The following is an 18,651-nucleotide window of genomic DNA, read 5'->3' on the forward strand; positions in this document are numbered from 1 at the left end:
GCAGCGGATGAGATCGAGAAGATCTCGTGCAGCGTCGCAGAGAGGAGATGGAGTTTCGGACGTCGCCGCGGGTCTCAGACGCGTGCGGGGACGAGCGCCCCCCTTTGGCCGTGGAAGTGATTGGCGTTCAATGCGAAACGCCCCGGCGGAAACCGGGGCGTTCGTGACGGTCGATTGAGCGGACTGCCGACTACCGCAGATTGTTGGCCACGGACAGCGTCGGGCCGAACTTGCCGGCGGGAGGTTCGGTGGTCGTGCGGGCCACCCACTGTCCGACGCGAACCGCGGAGGGGGTCGATCGGGCCGGGATGACGGATTCCTCGGCGGCGACCTGGCTGATGCTTGTCCCGCGGACGGGGATGACTTCGTCGAGCGGGATCCGCTGGGATGTTTTGGGCGTGACGGGAACAGTCGCTTCGCGTGCCCGTTCGAACTTGTTCGGATCGGCGTTGTTGAGCCGGTCGGCCGATCGCGGATTGCTGATCGGATCGGGAGTCGGACCGAACGCGGTGCGCGGAGCGCCGTACGCCGGGATGCCGAAAGCCATCGCACTGCCGATCGGGACGGTCCGCATGACGGTGACCGGCTTCATGACGGTGACTTCTTCGTCGCGGTAGGCGACGGTGTTCATGGCCACGCGGCGCGTCGACTGGGCCGCCACCATCGTGGTGACGTTGTAGGTCACCTGGCGGGTCCCCTGGATCGCGACCCGGCGGGTGACCGGGATGTTCTGCACGTAAGTCTGGGGGATTGCGGTGACCCGCGTCCGATAGTCCGGCGTGAACATGTTCGCGAAGTCGTAAGACGTCCGATTGAGCCATCCCAGCATGCCGGGCCGGCCGTCGATCTCGCAGGGAGACACTTTGCAGACCGGTTCGAGCTGGCGGACGTACTGTGTCGTATTCCGGCAGACCTGCCGGTATTCGGTGACGTCCTGATACGTTGTTGTGGGGACGTTCGCAACCTTGGTTTCGGTGACCGGGTGATACTCCGTCACCGGTTGCTCAACGTACTTCGTTTCGATGTAGGGCTTTCGGACGACCTGCTTGGCCGGCTGGAATTCGGTGACCGGCACGGTCTGATAGCAGGTCTGCATCACCGGCTGAGCGCACTGGACGACCGGCTGCGGGCAGTCGCAGGCCCCGCCAAAGGGAAACAACTGGGCCTGGGCCGGCTGGGCGGCGGCGACGAGGGCGAGGCCGCTCCACAGAGAGACCTTGCCGAGGGGGTGACGAAGCATGAGCACCTTCCTGTTCGGAGTCGAGAAACGACCGACGGCTGCTTGTGATGTGCGAGTGGTCGACAGGGACGCGGGACGACGAGCGGGGAGGACGCTTGAGTCCAAGTCGCGTCGGGCGGGCGGTTTTTAGGAGATTCCGCCGGACCGGTCAAGATCTCGGCAGTTCCTGCCGGACGGGTTGTGCGGCTTGCGCAGAGACTGCCGATTGCCGGCCGCCATTGCGTCGCGAGCGGCAGAAACGGCGGATGACGCCGGCTACCGATCTGGTTGTGAAAATGTGAGTTGGGTGCGTGAAACGGAACCGCCACTGTATCAGCCGCCAGCAGCGGGAAGGCCGGTCTGCGGACTGAAGAACAAGCCCGCACGGGTTTGGTCTGTGTTTTTTTCGAAACATTTTTTCCGGCGCTTCGGGAAAATCGAACTAGGTTTTCCGAAGAGCCGATGAACACATCGGCAGAATCTGCCGGTCGAACCCCATTTTCGGGAGGCGAGACCGGCCATCACCAGTTTGCGGAAGCTTCCCGCCATGCCCGTCGCCAGTTCCTGCCACCGAATCGACACCGGCCATCGCCTGGACGAACTGGTTCTGCACACGCTGCAGCGGTCCCCCTACGCGGGGCGGCGGGTTCAGGCGGATCTCGTCGACGGCGCCCTGATTCTGCGGGGTTCGGTCCGGAGCTATTTCCAGAAGCAGATGGTCCAGGAATCGTTGCTGCCGCTCGTCGGCCCCACGCGCGTCGTCAACGAACTGGTCGTCGCATCGAATTGAAGTCTGTCGCGGACCCCTCGAGGCCCGCTCAGGGTTTCTGGGCTGCGATCCGTTCGAGGATGTGATGGACGGCTGCCCGGACCCGTGGCCGGGAATCGTTCTGCATCCGTTCGACCGTCGGGACGACGGACGTCGACGTCCGACCCCATTCGATCAGCAGCCGGGCGGCTTCCTGGCGAACGCCTCGGTCATCGTCGCCGAGGCACTCGATGACAGGCTGCAAATGAGGAGCGACCTCCCCGGTCATCTTGGCGGCCGCAGCGCGGGCCGCCAGCCGAGTCAACCGATCTTCGTGTTGGAGAAACGGCGCCACATCGGGCAGAGATCGACGAACCGCCGGCCCCCATTCGCGATACAGCCGCAGCGCATCCTGCTGGAGCAGCGGGCTGTCCGACATCAGCCAGGGCTGCACTCGAGGCAGCATTTCCGGGCCCAGGCGGGCCAGCGCGATCAGTGCGGCGTCGCGAACCTCAAGCTCCTCGTCCAGCAGGACGCGGTCGGCCAGCGCGGGGCCTGCCTCCGTCGCCAGCGGCCCGAAACGCGCCAGGCCATCGGCCGCGGCGCGACGCACATGCGCGTCGTCGGACTCCAGGAGTCGGGCGAGCACCGGCGTGGCCGCCGCCGCCGCGGGGCCGATCGCCCCCAGCGATTCGCACGCCAGCCGCCGAAACTCCAGCGCCTGCTCCTCAGTGAGTCGGGGATACACGGCGGCGGGATCGCGGGCGGCGTCGATCAACACGGCCAGCGCGGCGGGGTGGCTCGGGCCAATCTGCGAAATCGCCTCCAGCAGCGATAGCCGGGCGAACCAGTCCGTTCTGGGATCTCGCAGCCGGTCGATCAGGGTCGGCGTTGTTTCGGCGGCAATCGGACCGTACAAGGCGATCGCTTTGATGGACCAGAGTGCAGCGGCGGTCTCGGGATCGTCGCCGGTCTCATCAATCAATCGCAGCACCCGCGGCACCGCGTCACGGGCGAGCGGTCCGAGCCGGCCCAGCGTCAGCGCCGCCTGCCGACGGGTGAACCAGGGAACTTCGCGGTCCTCCATCACCGCCACCAGGCCCGCGACGTACGCCGCAGACTGGCGATCCGCGAAATCAATCTGCCCGATCAACTCCCGCCACTGCGCGATGGTGCGGCCGGCAACGACGCGATCGGACGGTCGATCCTGCGATGTCGCCGGTCGGGCCAGCAGCAGCACCGCCGCCATGCTCACGGTCATCAGAAAGTCGGCCGAACCGTTGACCGGTCGGCGACCGCCGAAGATTTTCACGCCATGGTCTTTCAGGTTGGGAAGAGGCGCTTCTGGAAGGCCGACTTCTGCCGCTGGCTTTGGGAGTCCCGGTTGACACTCCCCCTTCAATTGTGACACAAATCACGGAGAGCCACACGGAACCCGCTTGGGAAATGCAGCCTGCGCCTGTCGGAAAGAGGCGAGTTCCCTGCGACATGCCATCGGCACTGGTTCCAGTGCCACAATGCTCGCACCTGGTGGAATGCGGTCGCCGGACTCCGGTATCGGGGGAATCGCCTGGCGATCGTCGCGGGGCGAAAACAGCCACAGTGAAACGGATGTCATGCTCGTGCGCGACGAATTGCAGGATCGAAGGTTGAAGATGTCATGCGCTGCGCAGAAGTGTTTGCTCTGGGCGGCGTTCTTCGTAACGAGCGTGGCGCCGGTCGGCGATGCTGCGGCGCAGCCGCCGGCTATCGGAGGGCGCGGGACCCGCGCTGAGCCGACGCTGGCGTCGCAGATTTCCGGCCGCCTCAAGCAACTGGAGGCCGACTCCAAACTCGACGCGGATCTGAAAAAGCAGCTCGTCGATCGCTACACCACCGCTCAGGCATCGCTGGACGACGCTGCGGCCGCGGATCGGAAGGCGGCGGGGTTCCGGGATCAGCTCAACCGCTCGGCGGCGACGCTCAAGCAGGTCCAGGAAAGGCTTCAGAAGCTTCCCAGGCAGGCCTCTGCCAATGTCGACGCGACCGTCGGCAGCGCCGATCTGCAGCGGATGATTACTTCAGTCCAGACGAAGATCAATCAGCCGGACACCGGACTGCAGTCGCAGGCCAGGTCGACCGACGAACAGGCGACGGGGCGGGTCAAGCGACTGCAGGAGATTCCTGCCCAGATTACCGATCTCGCCGCCGCCCTCGACATGAATCAGAAGGAACTGGATGGTTCGCCTCCCGACAATGAGCCGAAGGAGCTGACCGAGGCCCGACGCATGTCGCTGCAGGCGCAGCGGACAATGCTGGAACGGCAACGGTCGGCGCTGCAGTCCGAGCTGGCCTGGCTCGAGCCTGCGGAAACCAATGATTTGCTGCGGGACCAGCGCGACCTGGCTCAGCGGGAGCTGGCCCTCGCGCAGGATGAAGTGAAGCTCCTGCAGGGAGAGCTGGACCGGCGGCGGCAGAGGGAGGCGCAGGAAAAAGTCGAAGCGGCCCAGCGGGAGGCCGCCCTCGCGCACCCGCTGCTGAAGCCGATCGCCGACGAAACCCAGCAGCTCGCCGAAGAAGACCATGCGCTCGCCGAGCGATTGCGCAAAGTGGCGGACGACCTGCAGCAGGCTCAGTCGCAGTTCGACAGTCTGCAGGCCGAGTCCAGCCGGACGCGCGAGATGGTCAAAGAAGTCGGCCTGACCGAGTCGATTGGCCTGATGCTCCGCAGCCAGAGGGCGAACATCGCCAATCCTCGGGAGCTGAAGGAACGGATCCGGCAGCGCGGCGACACGATCCGCGACATTCGCCTGAAGCTGTTTGAGCTGAACGCCAAGATCGACGAGCTGTCCGACGTTGAATCCGCGCTCCCCAAGGCCCTGGCCAAGCAGAATGCGGACGCCCCCAGCCTGCCCGGAAAAACGCTGATTGCCGAAGGGGAAACCCTGCTGAAGCATCAACGGGAGATTCTGACCGGGCTCAGCAACAACTACAGCAAGTACATCGAGCAACTCACCAGCCTCGATACGCTCGAACGCAAGCTGATGAGCTCCGCTGAGGAATACGGCGGCTTCATTGATGAGCGGGCGTTCTGGATACGCACCAGCGGCTGGTATGGGTGGAGCGAAGCCCGGTCCGCGGCGGGCGCCGCCGCAGAATTCCTCAACGCGGAACGCTGGGGGGAACTCGGCGACTCGATCGTCCGCGACTTCCATCGCGAACCCGTCGGCTGGACGGTGTTCGGGCTGTTCATGGCGGTCTGGCTGATGTTGCGCCGTCGGATCCGTCGGACGCTGCACGACGTCGGCGATCAGGCGGCCGAGGGCTCGTGCCGCCGGTTTGGGCCAACATTGCAGGCGATCCTGCTGACATTGCTGCTGGCGGCAGGGCCGATCGGCCTGCTGTGGTTCCCCGGCATCCGACTTGAGTCGCAGGTCTCCGGATTGGCCTGGACGCAGGCGGTCGGGCAAGGTCTGCTGCAGGCGGCTCTCGTCGGAACGCCATTTCTGGTGCTGCAATCCATCTGCACCCGGCGGGGGCTTGCCGAGCAGCACCTGTCGTGGAACGTCCGCAACTTGCGGAACATCAACCACCAGTTGCGCTGGTTCATTCCGGTGGGCCTCGCGCTCGCGTGCCTGCTGGGCGCCCTGAATGCCCGCGCGGACGAGCCCCCCGTGGAATCCCTGGGCCGGCTGGTTTTCATGCTCCTGATGGTGTTGCTGACGTTGTTCTGCCGGGCCGTCCTGTCGGGTCCCCACGCCGTTCCGTCGACCGACTCCAATCACCCCTGGGCGGTGCGAGGCTGGGCCTGGGCGCGGACGATCAGCCTGCTGGTGCCCACGGTCCTGCTCGTCCTGGTGTGGGCCGGCTATTTCTACACCGCCGGGCAACTGGCGCAACGACTTCAGGCAACCGCCTGGCTGTGGTTCGGCCTGCTGACCCTGCGCTCGATCATCATGCGGTGGATCACGCTGCAGCGAAGGCGACTCGCCCTTCAGCAGGCTCAGCAGCTTCGCGCGCAGGCGGAATCGGAACTGAAGCAGACTCAGGAATCGTCCGAAACCGGATTTTCGCTGGCACGGTTCGATCTCGGCGGCATCGTCGGTCAGATTCTCCGGCTGTTGAATACAAGTCTCGTGGTGGTCTGGCTCATCGGGATCTGGCTGATCTGGGCGGAGGTCGTTCCCGCGCTCGGCATTCTGAATCGGGTCAACCTCTGGCAGACGGCGCAGCAGCAGACGATTGTTCGAGATGTCGAGCAGGTCGCGGGGACTTCGGATACCGAACAGGCGCAGCAGACGCAGGAGACTGTCATCCGCCTGCGCTGGGTCACGGCGGCGGATGTCCTGACTGCCGTTGTCGTGCTGGCGATCGCCATCGTCGCCGGCCGAAATATTCCGGGTCTGCTGGAGATCTCGGTCCTCAGCCGACTGCCGCTCGACGCCGGTATCCGGTTTGCCGCAATTCTGCTCGGCCGGTACGCCATTTTCATTGTGGGGGCCGTCGCCGCATTCGGCCAGATCGGCGTCGGCTGGTCCAATGTCCAATGGCTGGTCGCGGCCGCTTCGGTTGGTCTCGGCTTCGGCCTGCAGGAGATCTTCGCCAACTTCGTTTCGGGCGTCATCCTGCTCATGGAGCGTCCGATTCGCGTCGGAGACGTGGTGACCGTTGGCGACGTGACGGGGACGGTCCTGCAGATCCGCATCCGCTCGACGACGATTCGCGACTGGGACCAGAAAGAGTTCATTGTTCCGAACAAGCAATTGATTACGGACAGCCTGCTCAACTGGACTCTGTCCAACACGGTGAGCCGGCTCGTCATTGAAGTCGGCGTCTCGTACTCGTCCGATCCGCGCAAAGTCCAGGAGTTGCTGCTGCAAATTGCGATCGAACAGCCCTCCGTCATGCGGGACCCCGCTCCCCAGGTCGCGTTCATGCAGTTCGGCGACAGTTCTCTGAAGTATGTCCTGTATTGCTTCGTCCCCAGTCTGAGCAACCGCCTGCCGACAACCGATGCCTTGAACACCCAGATCATCGAACGATTCCGTGCCGCCGGCATCGAGATTCCGTTCCCGCAGCGCGACTTGTACGTTCGGAGTATTTCCGGAATCGGCGCCACGCCTGTCCCGCCGACTCCCGATGATGCGCCACCGAACGCTGAACTTCGAGCTCCCGACTGATCCGGCGGCGCGATCGTGAGCAGACGACTGGCTCCCTCGCCTGTACGATGGCGACCGACCGGGAAACAGGCGGATTGTTTGGCGCAGGAGTCGAGTCGTGGCTCGAAATACGCAACGCTGGAAGCATCGGAAACGTTCGCTCCGACGACCGCAGACGCTGGGGACGGCCCCGGGGACGCTCGTGGTCGATCCGCAGTCGTCGGCGATGGTGATTCGGGCCATCGGCTACGGACCGGATGGCCTCGACGAGCGGATTCTCGCCTCTGCGGACGATGCCCGCGCACTGCTGGAGCGCTGGCCAGTCACCTGGATCAATGTGGATGGACTCGGACACGCGGAGGCTTTGCAGCAGTTCGGCAAGGTGTTCGGGCTGCATCCGCTGGCCCTGGAGGACACCGTCAATACGCATCAGCGGGCCAAGGCGGATGACTTCGGCGACGTCCTGTTCGTGACGTCGCGGATGGTGCAGGGGCCTCCGCTCCTTTCGGAACAGTTGAGCCTGTTCGTTGGAGCGAATTTCGTGCTCTCGTTTCAGGAGGATCTGAGCGGAGACTGTCTGGATCCGATTCGCGAACGAATCCGCCTCGGTCGCGGTCGGGTCCGCACTTCCGGTCCGGATTACCTGCTGTATGAAATCCTCGACGCCGTCATCGATGGTTTTTTTCCCGTCGTCGAGCGCTTCGGCGAGGAGCTCGACGAGCTCGATTCCGGGCTGACGACCAGGCAAATAACGACACGACCGGGACAGATTCACCGCGTCCGCAGCGACCTGCTGTATCTCAGACGCATTGTCTGGCCGCACCGCGACATGCTGCAGATGCTGCTGCGATCGAGTCACACGCGCGTTTCGCCCGAGACGATGCCGTATCTGGCCGACTGTTACGACCACGTCATCCAGTTGATCGACATTCTGGAAGTCTATCGGGAAACGTGCTCGGATCTTCGGGACTTCTACTATTCGCAGCTCAGCAACCGCACCAACGATATCATGCGGACGTTGACGGTCCTGTCGACGGTGTTTCTGCCGATGACGTTCGTCGCTGGCGTCTACGGAATGAATTTCGAATACATGCCGGAGCTGCGCTGGCGGTGGGGTTATCCGTTTTCCCTCGTCGTCATGGGGGGCGTCGGGATCGCGTTTCTCGCTTTCGTCTGGCGCAAGGGCTGGCTCGAACGCTGGGATAAACCTCCCGGCGGCCCGCGCGATCACGATCACTCAACGACCGGCGATTGAACCCAGCCGCACCAGCGACGCAACGGCCACGGCGGCGGTTTCAACGCGGAGAATCAGATCTCCGAGCGACACCAGACTTGCTCCGCGTTGCAGTCCCGCGGCGATCTCCTCATCGGTGAACCCTCCTTCGGGGCCGATGGCCGCGGTGAGCGGCAGAGAATCGGCCTGGGGCAGCAAGGCTGCGATCGGGACGCCTCCGGGATGGGCAATCCAGCAGGAATCGGGACGGCTGAGACCGGCGAGGAACTCGGTCCAGCGTACCGGCGTCTGAATTTCCAGCAGATGATCCCGCCGGCATTGCTTGCACGCCGCAATCACTGCCTGGCGCAACCGATCCAGCTTGCCCTCTCGCGGATCGACGACGCTCCGCGTGGTGATCAGCGGAATCAGGCGACGGACTCCCAGTTCGACCGACTTCTCCACCAGCCAGTCCAATCGATCACCTTTCGGAGCGGCAACGGCCAGAGTCAGTTCCGGCGTCGGCGGGGTCGTGAAACGGGAGCCCTGAAGGAGCAGTTCCACGTCTCGTTTGCCGACGCGGGTGACAGTGGCCGCCGCCGAGCGTCCGCGTCCGTCGAAGACTTCGATCTCCGTCCCCGATGTAATTCGGAGAACATGCGAAAGATGGTGAGCTTCCGATCCATCAAGGATCGCCGGGCCGACGTCCGGAATTGTCGGCAGAAAAAAGCGGTGCATGTGAAGACAGTCGGTCTGCAGGAGCTGGGGAGAACGCGTGTGGAAGGATTGTTGCAATTGTCGCACCCGGAATCACCCTGACATTCGGTACGAGCGGCAAAAAAGACGTATTCCTTAACAGTGCCGCGTCAACTGCCTCCGAAACCGGCAGTTCGGCGGACTGAGGGAATCGCATGCAGCGCCGCCGGGCTATCCATCGATAAGGAAAACAGGAATTCCTCCAATCTGGCGTTCTGTCTCATATGTCAGCATCTCTCGCAACCACATTCGCAGTTTTGCGGGACTCCGGCGCGCGCCAGGCTCAGGAGGTGTTAACTGCTGCGCTCAATGTCCCGTACCCTGAGATTCAGGAACTGGCTGCGTCGGCACTGCTGCGTCGGCCGTCGGTGACCGGTCAGCTCGAGGTCCTTAAACGGTGCGAACACCTGCCGCAGGGGGTTCTGCCGCAGATCCGGTCCGCTGGACGTCGGCTGGAAGTTGCTTTTCGACAGGGGCTTCAACAGGGAAGTCCCGAGCTGGTCGAGCAACTGCTCTACTGCATCCGGCTGGCCGATGCCGACGAGCACGTGGCGCCCGTGCTGTCCATCGTGAAGCAAACGCACCACCCGGGGCACCCCTCGGCGGTCGCCACGCTCAAGAGCCTGATCAACCGCCTGTATGACCAGTGGCAGTCGGAGCGAGATCTGGGGGATTCCGCCGCCCTGTCGCAGGTCGAGGGGCGCCGACTGCTGGTTCTCCAGGAGCTGGGAAAGGTGCTCAGTTCGGCGGACGAGATCGCTCACCCGGAGGTTGTGATTGAAGGTGTGTTGATCCTGGGACGGGCCGACGAAGCGCTGGTCCGACGGGTGCTGTGGAACTCGGCCGCCCCGGCGCGAGACATTGTGTCTCATCTGCTGATGAACTGCCGGCATCCGGGGGTGTTGTCGCTGATTTGCGACTCCCTCAATTATGCGTATCCGCATCCCAAGGCTTTCGAGGCGATTCAGCGACGCGAAGACCCCGAGTTTATCGCCCATCTGCTGCGGTCGATTTCCGGGCGGCTGAACCGGCATCAGCAGGACAATCTGAAGCAGATTGAGTCGCTCGACTGGCTGCGGAACCCCGATGACACGCTGCCCACGGTTCCTCCGCAGATTCAGCCGGCCGTCTTGAAATTGCTGGCGGCGACGAAGACCCCGCCGAGTCTGCGCGGAGCGGTGGAACAGTGGATGCTCCGCTGCGGATCGCCCGAGGCGCGCAAGGAAGTGGCATCGTCCGGAAGCACGGTCGACGGCGAAATGGTCAGTCAGGTCGTCCAGGAGAGCCTCAACGATACGGACTCGGCCATCCAGGCCTGGGCCGTCGGCCAGCTTCGCAAGCACGCCGTTCCAGAGACGTTTGCGATCCTGGTGGACCGCCTCGACAGCCCCTATGCGGAGGTGCGTGATGCGGCTCGCGCGGAACTGTCGAGCTTTAACATTGACCGCGTTCTGCCCCTCTGTTCGTCGCTGGATGGCGAGACCGGATCCCGGGTGGGACAACTGCTGTTAAAAGTCGATGAAACGGCGCTGCGGCGGCTCACCGCGGACCTGTCTCACCCCGTTCGACAGCGACGAATGAAAGCCCTGGTCGCAATTCGCACGCTGAACCTGGTGGACCAGTTGCTGCCTGCGCTCCGTCAGTTGGCCGATGACCCCGACTACGTCCTCCGCCACAGCGTTGCCGAAACATTGAGTCGCAGCATGTCGGAAAGCGGCTGGCAGCTTCTCTCCAAGCTGACCCGGGACAGCCATCCGCGTGTTCGGGAAGTCGCGACGAACGGGCTCCTGCAGATCGTCGCGGAGCATCCCGAGGCGTCGCCGATCGATCAACCGGTCGGTTACGGAGCCGGATTCGAACTCTGAATGGCAAAGGACTGAATCGCCATGTCGTGGCTCACCCCGCTCCTTGCTGCTCCGAAGGTCAATCCGTTCGAAGTCGCCAGCGAATACATCAATCGACCGATCGGCGACCGGTTTGTCGGAGGATGGTGGTTCGCGGCGATCGGCGCCGTCGGCGTGCTGTGGCTGGCGATCTATACGGTTGACCGGCGGCGGCGACAGGCCGAGCAGGAGAAGCTTTCGCCTTCTTCGCTCTTTGAGCAGCTCAGCCAGGCGCACGAGCTGACTGCCGAGGAGCAGGCGATGATGCGGAAGTTCGCCGGAACGGACGAGACCGAAGCGTGCAAGTTCTTCGTCGACCCGCGGCGGTGGCGCGGACTGTCGACTCAGCCCGCCGATCGCCTGATGCTGGAGTCCATTCAGACGCGACTGTTCGGAGCGCTGGCGCTGCTGGAACGGGCCGGCTGAAGGCCGGCAACGGCCTCCTGCCGTGTGCGGCGGGCGACTAGCCCGCATTATTCATCACCCGGTTCGTCGCAGCGGTCTGAGAGCAAGTGGCCGTTGAACGGTGATCTGCGCCGGGCGGTGCGCGGAAGGCCCCCCTCCCCGGGGACGTTGAATGGTGATGTCGGGTCCGTGGCGGCGCGACGGAGGAGGCCAGTCAGGAGGTGCGCGGCCAAGCCAGCACCGCCTGCGAGATCCGGCGGTACTCTTCCGCATACGGCCAGCTCGCGCTCAACTTCACGACCACCCGGCGGGCGCTGACCGTAATCTCCGCCGCCGCCTTGATCAGATGCTGACGCCATGTCGTAGCGAACCCCTCGCCCAGCGGATCCTCGCGACGACGACGATTGAACCAGCCTCGCCGCTGCCGGTCGGCGAACGCTTCCACCGGGATCTCTCCGCTCGGATCGATCGTGGGGAGCGGGCGCGCGGTCGCCCGCCGCAGACGCACGAGCAGGTTCAACGCCGCTGTGTGCAGGTGCAGCCGGAAGAAGTTTGCGAGGAAGCGGTGATCGCTGAGCCGATCCGCCGCCAGCTCCCGCTTCAGCTCCTTGTTCCGGTTCTCGCTCTCGCCCCGCTCGGCGTACTCGTCGTAAACGGCCGCCGGGTTGACGGTCCAGCCGGGCCGGTTGGTCGACACGGCCCGGCGGTTGGTCCCCTGTTCGTGGACTTCGCACTTGACGACGACCTGCCGCGGCTGCGGCCACGCATCGGCCTGGTACTCCAGCGCCAGGAACAGCCGCTGCTTTTCGCCGGTCTCGTCGAACTGCTGCTGGGCCTGCGCCAGCAGGGCGTCGCTGGCGGCTTTCAGGCGGGCATTCATCGCCAAGCCGAAGGTGTGCGTCAGCCCCAGTTCGGCGCAGACGTCGTACATCAGCGGCACGCCGAAGCCGCTGTCGCCGCGGACGACGATCTCCACGTCCGGGAATCGCTCGCGGATGCGGCGGGCGAGATACCGCAGGTCGTCGTCCGCTCCGAGGAACGCCGCGCAGGTGCCGTGACGCAGCCCGACCAGCGCGACCGTGTCCGTCTCGGCGCAGGTGATGGCGATCGGCAGGTACTGGTACTGCTCGTAGTAGCCGTGAAAGGCGATCAACTGCTGCCGGCCGTGTGCGGGATCGTCGAAGGCGTCGATGTCGAGCGTGATGCGGGACGGGGGCGCGGCGAAGGCGTCGAGGAACTGATCGCACAGGACGTCCCGCAGACGTTTGAGGTCGGCGATCGTGACGGCGTTTTCGAACCGCGAGAGCGTCGGCTGGCTGGCCAGATCGCGCCCGTCCGGCTGGCGATCGCAGACCAGCTTGAAGGCGGGGTCGCTGCGCAGCGCATCGTGGTCGTTCTGGTCCTCGTAGTCGGCCAGGATGCCGTAGATCCGCTGCCGGACCAGCGACCGATTCGAATGCCGGACATCCCCGGTTCGGGCGTCGGTCAGCGCGTCGGCGAAGCGCTGCGTCAGACAAATCGCCTCATCGAACTGGCGGATCGGCAAGAGCCCGGCGTCGCCGGTGAGCTGCGCCCGGGAGACTTCGATTTCGATCGGTTTTCGGGGGAGGAAATCGAGGACAAACGGCAGCACACCCTGTAAACTCATGCCCGGCCTCCTTGTGGCGTTGAAGTGCTGATCTGACAACACCTTCTACGCCGCGGGAGGCCTTTGCATTGGAGCGCCGTGAATAATTCGGGCTAGAGCGTCCCCTGGAAGCCCATCACCTGGAAGCGGGCCAGTTCGAGCGTGCTGGTCAGCTTCACCGCTGCGATGGAATCGTAGGTGAGCATCACCTTCCGGGCGCCGTAGCTGTCCGGAACATCGCGGTCGACCAGCAGAATGGAGCCGGAGATCATGAAATCCCGGAACGGCACCGACTCGCCAAAGCTGGTGACGATCATCCCGGCCCGCGGGATTGAGGCCGGCCAGTTTTCGAACAGGTTGCGCCAGCCGTCTGCGGAATTCATGGCAGTGTCTCGAAGGGCCGGTCGACGAAATGAGATTCTAGAAACAACATTGGCTCGGGCCGTCTGCAGACAGCCCGAGCCAATGACCCCAAGGGGAGTCGAACCCCTGTTCTCGGACTGAAAATCCGATGTCCTAGGCCTCTAGACGATGGGGCCGGAAGACGCGAGAGTATATCGGTTCCGGAGGAAACGGCAAGCAAGCCAAATCTCAGGAATCGACATTTGCTGGAAAAACGCGAAAGTCATCTCGGCCAAATTCTGGGAGATGAGCGTAACAACACTCTCAAACGGGTGTTACGTCGAAAGTTCTTCGTGGTTCTGGGATTCGGAGCCAGGCAGGTGGGACTGGATTTCGCCGGCCTGAATGGCTGCGTGCACCTCGCTCCGATGAATCGGAACTTCCCGCGGGGCTTCAATTCCGAGACGGACTTTGTCGCCACGGATCTCAATGATCGTGATGACAATGGCGTCGTCCACCACGATGCTCTCGTTCTTCTTGCGCGACAGCACCAGCATGATTCTGCACTCCCATAGCAGCCGACCTGGGAGAGCAAGCGAATTCACGGGGAGTGAATTCCCGCTGCCGCCGATTTCCCCGGCTGCAGCCGCTGCGCTCTGCGCGGACACAATCCCCGTCCGCAGGAGCGCAGGTTGCCAACCCTGAGAGCGACCGGACCCGGTCCGGACCCTCTCCTACTTCCTGACACTTCAGGATTGTAGAGGTTACAAAAATCGCGGTCAATACGAGAATCTGCTCAAGTTGCGCAATGGCGACCCGAGTTCCCGGAGCGATTTCAGGACTGGCGTGAAGCGAGAATCAGGCGCAGATATGGCGCCTGCAGGAAAAATGCGGGTCGCAATAGCCATTTCCGGTAGAAACCCGGGGGATGGCAGGCGGTTTCGGGAGCAGAGGTCGTCCTGCTCCGCGGATTCGCCCCGAGGATCCAGAGGGAGCCCGAGCGACGGCGACGGACAACTCCGTCACCGTCCCACGGCGCCGTTCATGAGGCACTGACGAGTCCAGCAGGACGGTCTGGTTCAGACCATGTCCTTCATGCTCTTCAGCGGACGGATCTTGACGACGTTCTTGGCCGGCTTGGCGGCGACCTTCATCATCTCGCCCGGCTTGAACGGGTTCGCTCGCATGCCGCCTTTGGTGGCCGGCTTGCGGACGACGGTGATCTTCATCAGGCCTGGCAGGGCGAATACGCCTGGGCCCTTCTTGCCGAGATTCTTCGCAATCAGCCCCGACAATTCGGTGAGAATGCTGGCCACGTCCTTCCGGGCCAGACCCGTGCTCTCGGCGAGCGCGTTCAACACTTCGGACTTCGACAACGGCTTGGGGGACTTCTCAACCATTCCGGACTCCTGCTGGCGACGTTCCTGTCTCTCTGACATCCCTGACGAATGCGACTGCCATGTCTCGTGAGGCGTCGTGCATCCTCATTGGCGGGTAGTTAACTGCGGCGAAATTCGAAAGTCAATGACATGAACCCCAGTTTTCTGCAGGTTTTTCCGGGATTTTCCGCGAGTCGCAGCCAGTTCCGCCGTCAAATCCCGCAGTTTCTTGAGGCGACGCCGTCGGAATCCCATGAGAAACCGGCTCATTCGTCGCACTTTGGCGAGCCTGGCAAGTCATTCCACAGACCCGGCGAGCGACTTCGTCCTTTTCGCATGATTCGCACGTTTCCTGCGTGAAAAACGGTCGATGGCGCTCCACATCCGATTGCGTCCGGCAACCGATTGCGTTATCCCTTCAAGGGCGTGCTGACGATGACCGGGGACGTCATCCCCGCGGCCACCGCAATCGGGACGGGATCCATCGGGCTTTGCAGCAAGGCGGGACAGCATGGCGGAACTGGTCATTCAGACGGGAAAACTGGCCGGCAAGAAACTCGTGCTGCCGCCGGATAAGGAGCTGGTGGTCGGACGCGGCGAAGAATGCCAGGTTCGCTTACCCTCATCGCTGGTCAGTCGACGCCACTGCCGGCTGGTTCACACGACCGAGGGCATTCTTGTCGAAGATCTCGGCAGCCAGAACGGCACTCTGATCAATGACGTTCCGATTGCTCAACCGACGATTCTCAAGCCCGGCGATCTACTGCGAATCGGGGCCATGATTTTCGCCGTCCCCAGCGCCCCACGCCCGAAAAAGGTTGTGTCGGAGCTCGTTCAGGACGCCTCCGACGCCGATATTGCCGCCTGGCTCGACGACGCGGGCGGTCCGGCGGCAGGCGATACCGCCGAGATCGGCCCCGCGATGGCCAATGCCATCCGCGATGCGATTGACGAAGTCAGCAAGGTGCAGACGACGCCGGTGCGGGTCGATCCCGTCAAAGCTCAGGTCAGCGAGATTATCCGTCGGCATTGGGCTGAGCGCCGCCGCAAGGCATAATCTCCAGGAGTTCCTGAGCAACTCCTGCGCAAACGGTGGCATTACATGCGGATCATCGCCGGCAAGTTTCGGCATCGCAAACTCCTGACCAGTCCCGGACAGACCACTCGCCCCATCATCGATCGCGCGAAAGTCCGGCTGTTCGATCTGATCCGGCACGAGCTGCCCGGCGCCCGCGTCCTGGACGTCTTCGCCGGGACCGGCACCCTGGGGATCGAATCCCTCAGCCGCGGCGCGAAGAGCGCCGTGTTCTGCGAAGCCGATCATCGCGCCCACGAGCTCCTCCGCAAGAACGCCGAGATTCTGAAAGTCACGGACGACGTCCTCTGCTGGAGGGTCGACGTCCTCCGCTGCTCGTTCCGGCCGAAGGGGACTGGCGACTGGACGCCGTATCGAGCCGTCTTCTTCGATCCGCCGTACAAGATGGCGGACGACCTGAAGCCCGGGACGCCAATCTTTCGTTGCCTCGAACGACTGGCTCGACCGGATACGACGACCGACAACGCACTCCTGGTGATCCGGACTCCGCTGCAATGCGAGCCCGCGTTCCCGCCGGCATGGTCAACCGAAATGGTCTTCGAAGTCGCCAGTATGCGGATCTTTCTGTTGCGTAAGAACGCCGACGCCGGCCCGGTAGAAACTGGCGAAGTCGCCGACGAAGAGTCGGATGAAGTCGCGGGCGACTAACCCGGTTCGCCGGAAGTCCGCTGCAGCCAGTCCCGCAACCGCCGCAGCCCTTCCTCCACGCCGACCTCGGGCCGATAACCTAGGTCCCGCTTCGCGGCGGAGATGTTGTACCAGTGGGCCGTCGAAAGCTGCCGGGCCACGAACCGCGTCATCGGCGGCTCGTCCCGGCAGCCCAATGCCGCGTACAGACCTTCCAGAAGGGCGCCCGCGGCATACGCCGCCCCGGCGGAAATTGATCGCTTCACGGGAGGGAGCCCGCCGCAGGCGAGCATGCGGTCGATCAGCTTCCAGAGCGGGACGGGCTCGTCGTTGGTGATAAAGTATGCCTTGCCGCAAACGGGCGACCCGGGCCGCAACCGCTCGGCCGCCAGCAGATGGGCCTGCGCGGCGTTGTCGACGTAGACCGTATCAACCAGATTGTCTCCTCTCCCCACGCGCCGCAGTCGGCCGGTTCTCGCCCGCTCCAGCAGCCGGGGGACCAGGTGATTGTCGCCAGGCCCCCAGATCAGGTGCGGCCGGAGCGCCACTGTCGCCAGACCCGGCCCGTTCGCCGCCAGCACCGCCTGCTCGGCGATCGCTTTCGTCCGCGGGTAGTGCGCTAGATAACGCTTCGGGTACGGCGTCGATTCATCGATCCCCGCTTCATCCCTGCCGCCGTAAACCACGCTGGGCGAACTGGTATAGATCAGTCGGGGAATTTGCAGAGCCCGGCAGGCGGCCAGCACGTTCTCCGTGCCGGTCACGTTCGCCCGGTGAAATTCCGCCGCCGATCCCCAGACCCCTGCTTTGGCCGCCGTATGGAACACGATGTCGCAGCCGTGCGCCGCTTCCATCACGACGGTCGGATCCGCGATGTCTCCCCGGCGGCATTCGACGCCGATTCCCGCCAGCTCCGGCGCCGGACTCCGCTGCACAATGCGAACCTCATACCCGACCGCTTGCAGCCTGCGACTGATCGCACTTCCCAGGAATCCTCCGCCCCCTGTCACCAGCGCCCGCATGCCGACACTTTCCTCAGACCCAGAATCTGATTCGATCCGCCGAGGCCCTTCAACAGGACCAGACCGGCTGGCCCAGCACGTCCAGCCGCGGCGTGATTCCCAGCCCCGGGGCCGTGGAGGCCGCCAGCCGGCCGTTCTGACGCTGCGGCGCCCCTTCGGCGATCGACTGCGTCACGTAGCTGTTGAAGTCCGTCGACGTAAACAGAAAGTCGGTTGGCGTGCTGTGGGCCAGGTGGGCGATCGCCGCAGTGACGATGTCCCCGCCCCAACTGTCCTCGATCGTCATGCCGATTCCCAGCGAAACGCACAGATCGCGGGCCTGCCGGGCTTTGGTCAGCCCGCCGAACTTGCTGATCTTGATGTTGACGACATCCATTGCCAGATCGGCTTTGCCTCGGACGAGCATGTCGATCCCGTCAACGACTTCGTCGAGCACGAACGGATGATCGCAGTTCCGCCGGACCGCAAGACACTCTTCATACGTCAGGCAGGGCTGCTCGATGTAGACGTCGACGTCCCGGACCGCGCGGACGACGCGCTGGGCCTCGTGCTGCGTCCAGCCGGTGTTCGCATCGGCGATCAATCGGTCGCCCGGCTGCAGGACCGCCCGAACGGCCCGAATCCGCTCGATGTCGACGTCGGGATCGCCTCCCACCTTGAGCTGAAACCGGTGATAGCCCTGCGCGCGATACCCGGCAACACTCGCGGCCATGGCCTCCGGAGGCTCCTGCGAGATGGCCCGGTACAGCCCGAAATCCTCGCCATAGCGCCCGCCGAGCAGGCTGCAGACCGGCAGGCCGGCGACCTGTCCCAGCAGATCCCAGCAGGCGATATCGACCGCCGATTTGACGTACGGATGGCCTTTCAGAATGGCGTCCATCCGGCGGTTGAGCTTTGCCAGCTCCAGCGGATTTTCGCCGACAAGCTGCGGTCCCAGTTCGACCAGCCCCGCCCTCACGCCGGCCGCATAGGCCGGCAGGTACGCCGGGCCCAGCGGACAGACTTCGCCCCAGCCTGTCAGTCCCGCGTCAGTCTGCACGGACACGACCGTGCTGTCGAAGACCGTCACCGATTTTCCGCCGGACCACTTGTAGGCCCCTTCCCGCAACGGGAGATCGACCTGGTAGACCGTCAGTCCGGTGATGCGCATGCTGTGTCGTCCGGGGTGGGGCCGCTGTGGCGCCGGGGGGAATCGG

General features: G+C 64.1%; 16 protein-coding genes and 1 tRNA gene. 7 read left to right on the top strand and 10 right to left on the bottom strand.

What is annotated here, in order from left to right:
- Positions 1–190: 190 nt before the first annotated feature.
- Positions 191–1,240, bottom strand: a complete 1,050-nt coding sequence (locus SH412_RS01780) for a hypothetical protein (protein WP_336521790.1) — start codon at positions 1,238–1,240, stop codon at positions 191–193.
- 526 nt (positions 1,241–1,766) lie between these two features.
- Between SH412_RS01780 and SH412_RS01785 the strand changes: the two genes are divergently transcribed.
- Positions 1,767–2,009, top strand: a complete 243-nt coding sequence (locus tag SH412_RS01785; protein ID WP_336521791.1) for a hypothetical protein — start codon at positions 1,767–1,769, stop codon at positions 2,007–2,009.
- A 28-nt stretch (positions 2,010–2,037) separates the two neighbouring features.
- Here the strand turns inward: SH412_RS01785 and SH412_RS01790 are convergent, their stop codons facing one another.
- Positions 2,038–3,279 (bottom strand): HEAT repeat domain-containing protein, encoded by a 1,242-nt coding sequence (locus SH412_RS01790; RefSeq protein WP_336521792.1) that lies wholly within the window; start codon positions 3,277–3,279, stop codon positions 2,038–2,040.
- A gap of 343 nt (positions 3,280–3,622) precedes the next feature.
- Between SH412_RS01790 and SH412_RS01795 the strand changes: the two genes are divergently transcribed.
- Positions 3,623–7,126, top strand: a complete 3,504-nt coding sequence (locus SH412_RS01795) for a mechanosensitive ion channel domain-containing protein (RefSeq protein ID WP_336521793.1) — start codon at positions 3,623–3,625, stop codon at positions 7,124–7,126.
- Between the two features lie 97 nt (positions 7,127–7,223).
- Positions 7,224–8,360 (top strand): magnesium/cobalt transporter CorA, encoded by a 1,137-nt coding sequence (gene corA / locus SH412_RS01800; RefSeq protein WP_336521794.1) that lies wholly within the window; start codon positions 7,224–7,226, stop codon positions 8,358–8,360.
- On the opposite strand, the gene SH412_RS01805 is transcribed toward corA, so the two are convergent.
- Entirely contained in the window at positions 8,343–9,056 is a 714-nt protein-coding gene (locus tag SH412_RS01805) for an RsmE family RNA methyltransferase (RefSeq protein WP_336521795.1), read from the bottom strand. The genes corA and SH412_RS01805 overlap by 18 nt on opposite strands.
- Before the next feature lie 308 nt (positions 9,057–9,364).
- Between SH412_RS01805 and SH412_RS01810 the strand changes: the two genes are divergently transcribed.
- A complete protein-coding gene (locus SH412_RS01810) occupies positions 9,365–10,939 on the top strand; it encodes a HEAT repeat domain-containing protein (protein WP_336521796.1) in 1,575 nt (524 codons plus the stop codon).
- Positions 10,940–10,960: 21 nt separating this feature from the next.
- Complete coding sequence (locus tag SH412_RS01815; RefSeq protein WP_336521797.1) at positions 10,961–11,383, top strand: hypothetical protein; 423 nt, start codon at positions 10,961–10,963, stop codon at positions 11,381–11,383.
- A 193-nt stretch (positions 11,384–11,576) separates the two neighbouring features.
- Here the strand turns inward: SH412_RS01815 and SH412_RS01820 are convergent, their stop codons facing one another.
- The 5 genes from SH412_RS01820 to SH412_RS01840 all read right to left on the bottom strand — a co-directional run bounded on the left by SH412_RS01820 (position 11,577) and on the right by SH412_RS01840 (position 14,731).
- Positions 11,577–13,010: an IS1380 family transposase gene (locus SH412_RS01820; protein ID WP_336519468.1), complete on the bottom strand. Its 1,434-nt coding sequence runs from the start codon at positions 13,008–13,010 to the stop codon at positions 11,577–11,579.
- A 92-nt stretch (positions 13,011–13,102) separates the two neighbouring features.
- On the bottom strand, positions 13,103–13,372 hold the full coding sequence (locus tag SH412_RS01825) for a hypothetical protein (RefSeq protein WP_336521798.1): 270 nt from the start codon (positions 13,370–13,372) through the stop codon (positions 13,103–13,105).
- 83 nt (positions 13,373–13,455) lie between these two features.
- Positions 13,456–13,528, bottom strand: a tRNA-Glu gene (locus tag SH412_RS01830).
- A 138-nt stretch (positions 13,529–13,666) separates the two neighbouring features.
- Positions 13,667–13,888: a carbon storage regulator CsrA gene (csrA, locus tag SH412_RS01835; RefSeq protein ID WP_336521799.1), complete on the bottom strand. Its 222-nt coding sequence runs from the start codon at positions 13,886–13,888 to the stop codon at positions 13,667–13,669.
- Positions 13,889–14,410: 522 nt separating this feature from the next.
- Positions 14,411–14,731: an HU family DNA-binding protein gene (locus tag SH412_RS01840; protein ID WP_336521800.1), complete on the bottom strand. Its 321-nt coding sequence runs from the start codon at positions 14,729–14,731 to the stop codon at positions 14,411–14,413.
- Between the two features lie 490 nt (positions 14,732–15,221).
- Here SH412_RS01840 and SH412_RS01845 point away from each other — a divergent pair, with 490 nt between their 5' ends.
- Both SH412_RS01845 and SH412_RS01850 read left to right on the top strand, forming a co-directional pair.
- Positions 15,222–15,767 (top strand): FHA domain-containing protein, encoded by a 546-nt coding sequence (locus tag SH412_RS01845; protein WP_336521801.1) that lies wholly within the window; start codon positions 15,222–15,224, stop codon positions 15,765–15,767.
- A gap of 45 nt (positions 15,768–15,812) precedes the next feature.
- Positions 15,813–16,454, top strand: a complete 642-nt coding sequence (locus tag SH412_RS01850) for an RsmD family RNA methyltransferase (protein WP_336521802.1) — start codon at positions 15,813–15,815, stop codon at positions 16,452–16,454.
- Here SH412_RS01850 and SH412_RS01855 read toward each other — a convergent pair.
- A complete protein-coding gene (locus tag SH412_RS01855) occupies positions 16,451–17,455 on the bottom strand; it encodes an NAD-dependent epimerase/dehydratase family protein (RefSeq protein WP_336521803.1) in 1,005 nt (334 codons plus the stop codon). The genes SH412_RS01850 and SH412_RS01855 overlap by 4 nt on opposite strands.
- A 49-nt stretch (positions 17,456–17,504) precedes the next feature.
- Positions 17,505–18,605, bottom strand: coding sequence for a cis-3-hydroxy-L-proline dehydratase (locus SH412_RS01860; protein ID WP_336521804.1), 1,101 nt, complete (start codon positions 18,603–18,605; stop codon positions 17,505–17,507).
- Positions 18,606–18,651 lie beyond the last annotated feature (46 nt).

The sequence above is a fragment of the Planctellipticum variicoloris genome (genome assembly GCF_030622045.1).
Taxonomy (GTDB): Bacteria; Planctomycetota; Planctomycetia; order Planctomycetales; family Planctomycetaceae; genus Planctellipticum; species Planctellipticum variicoloris.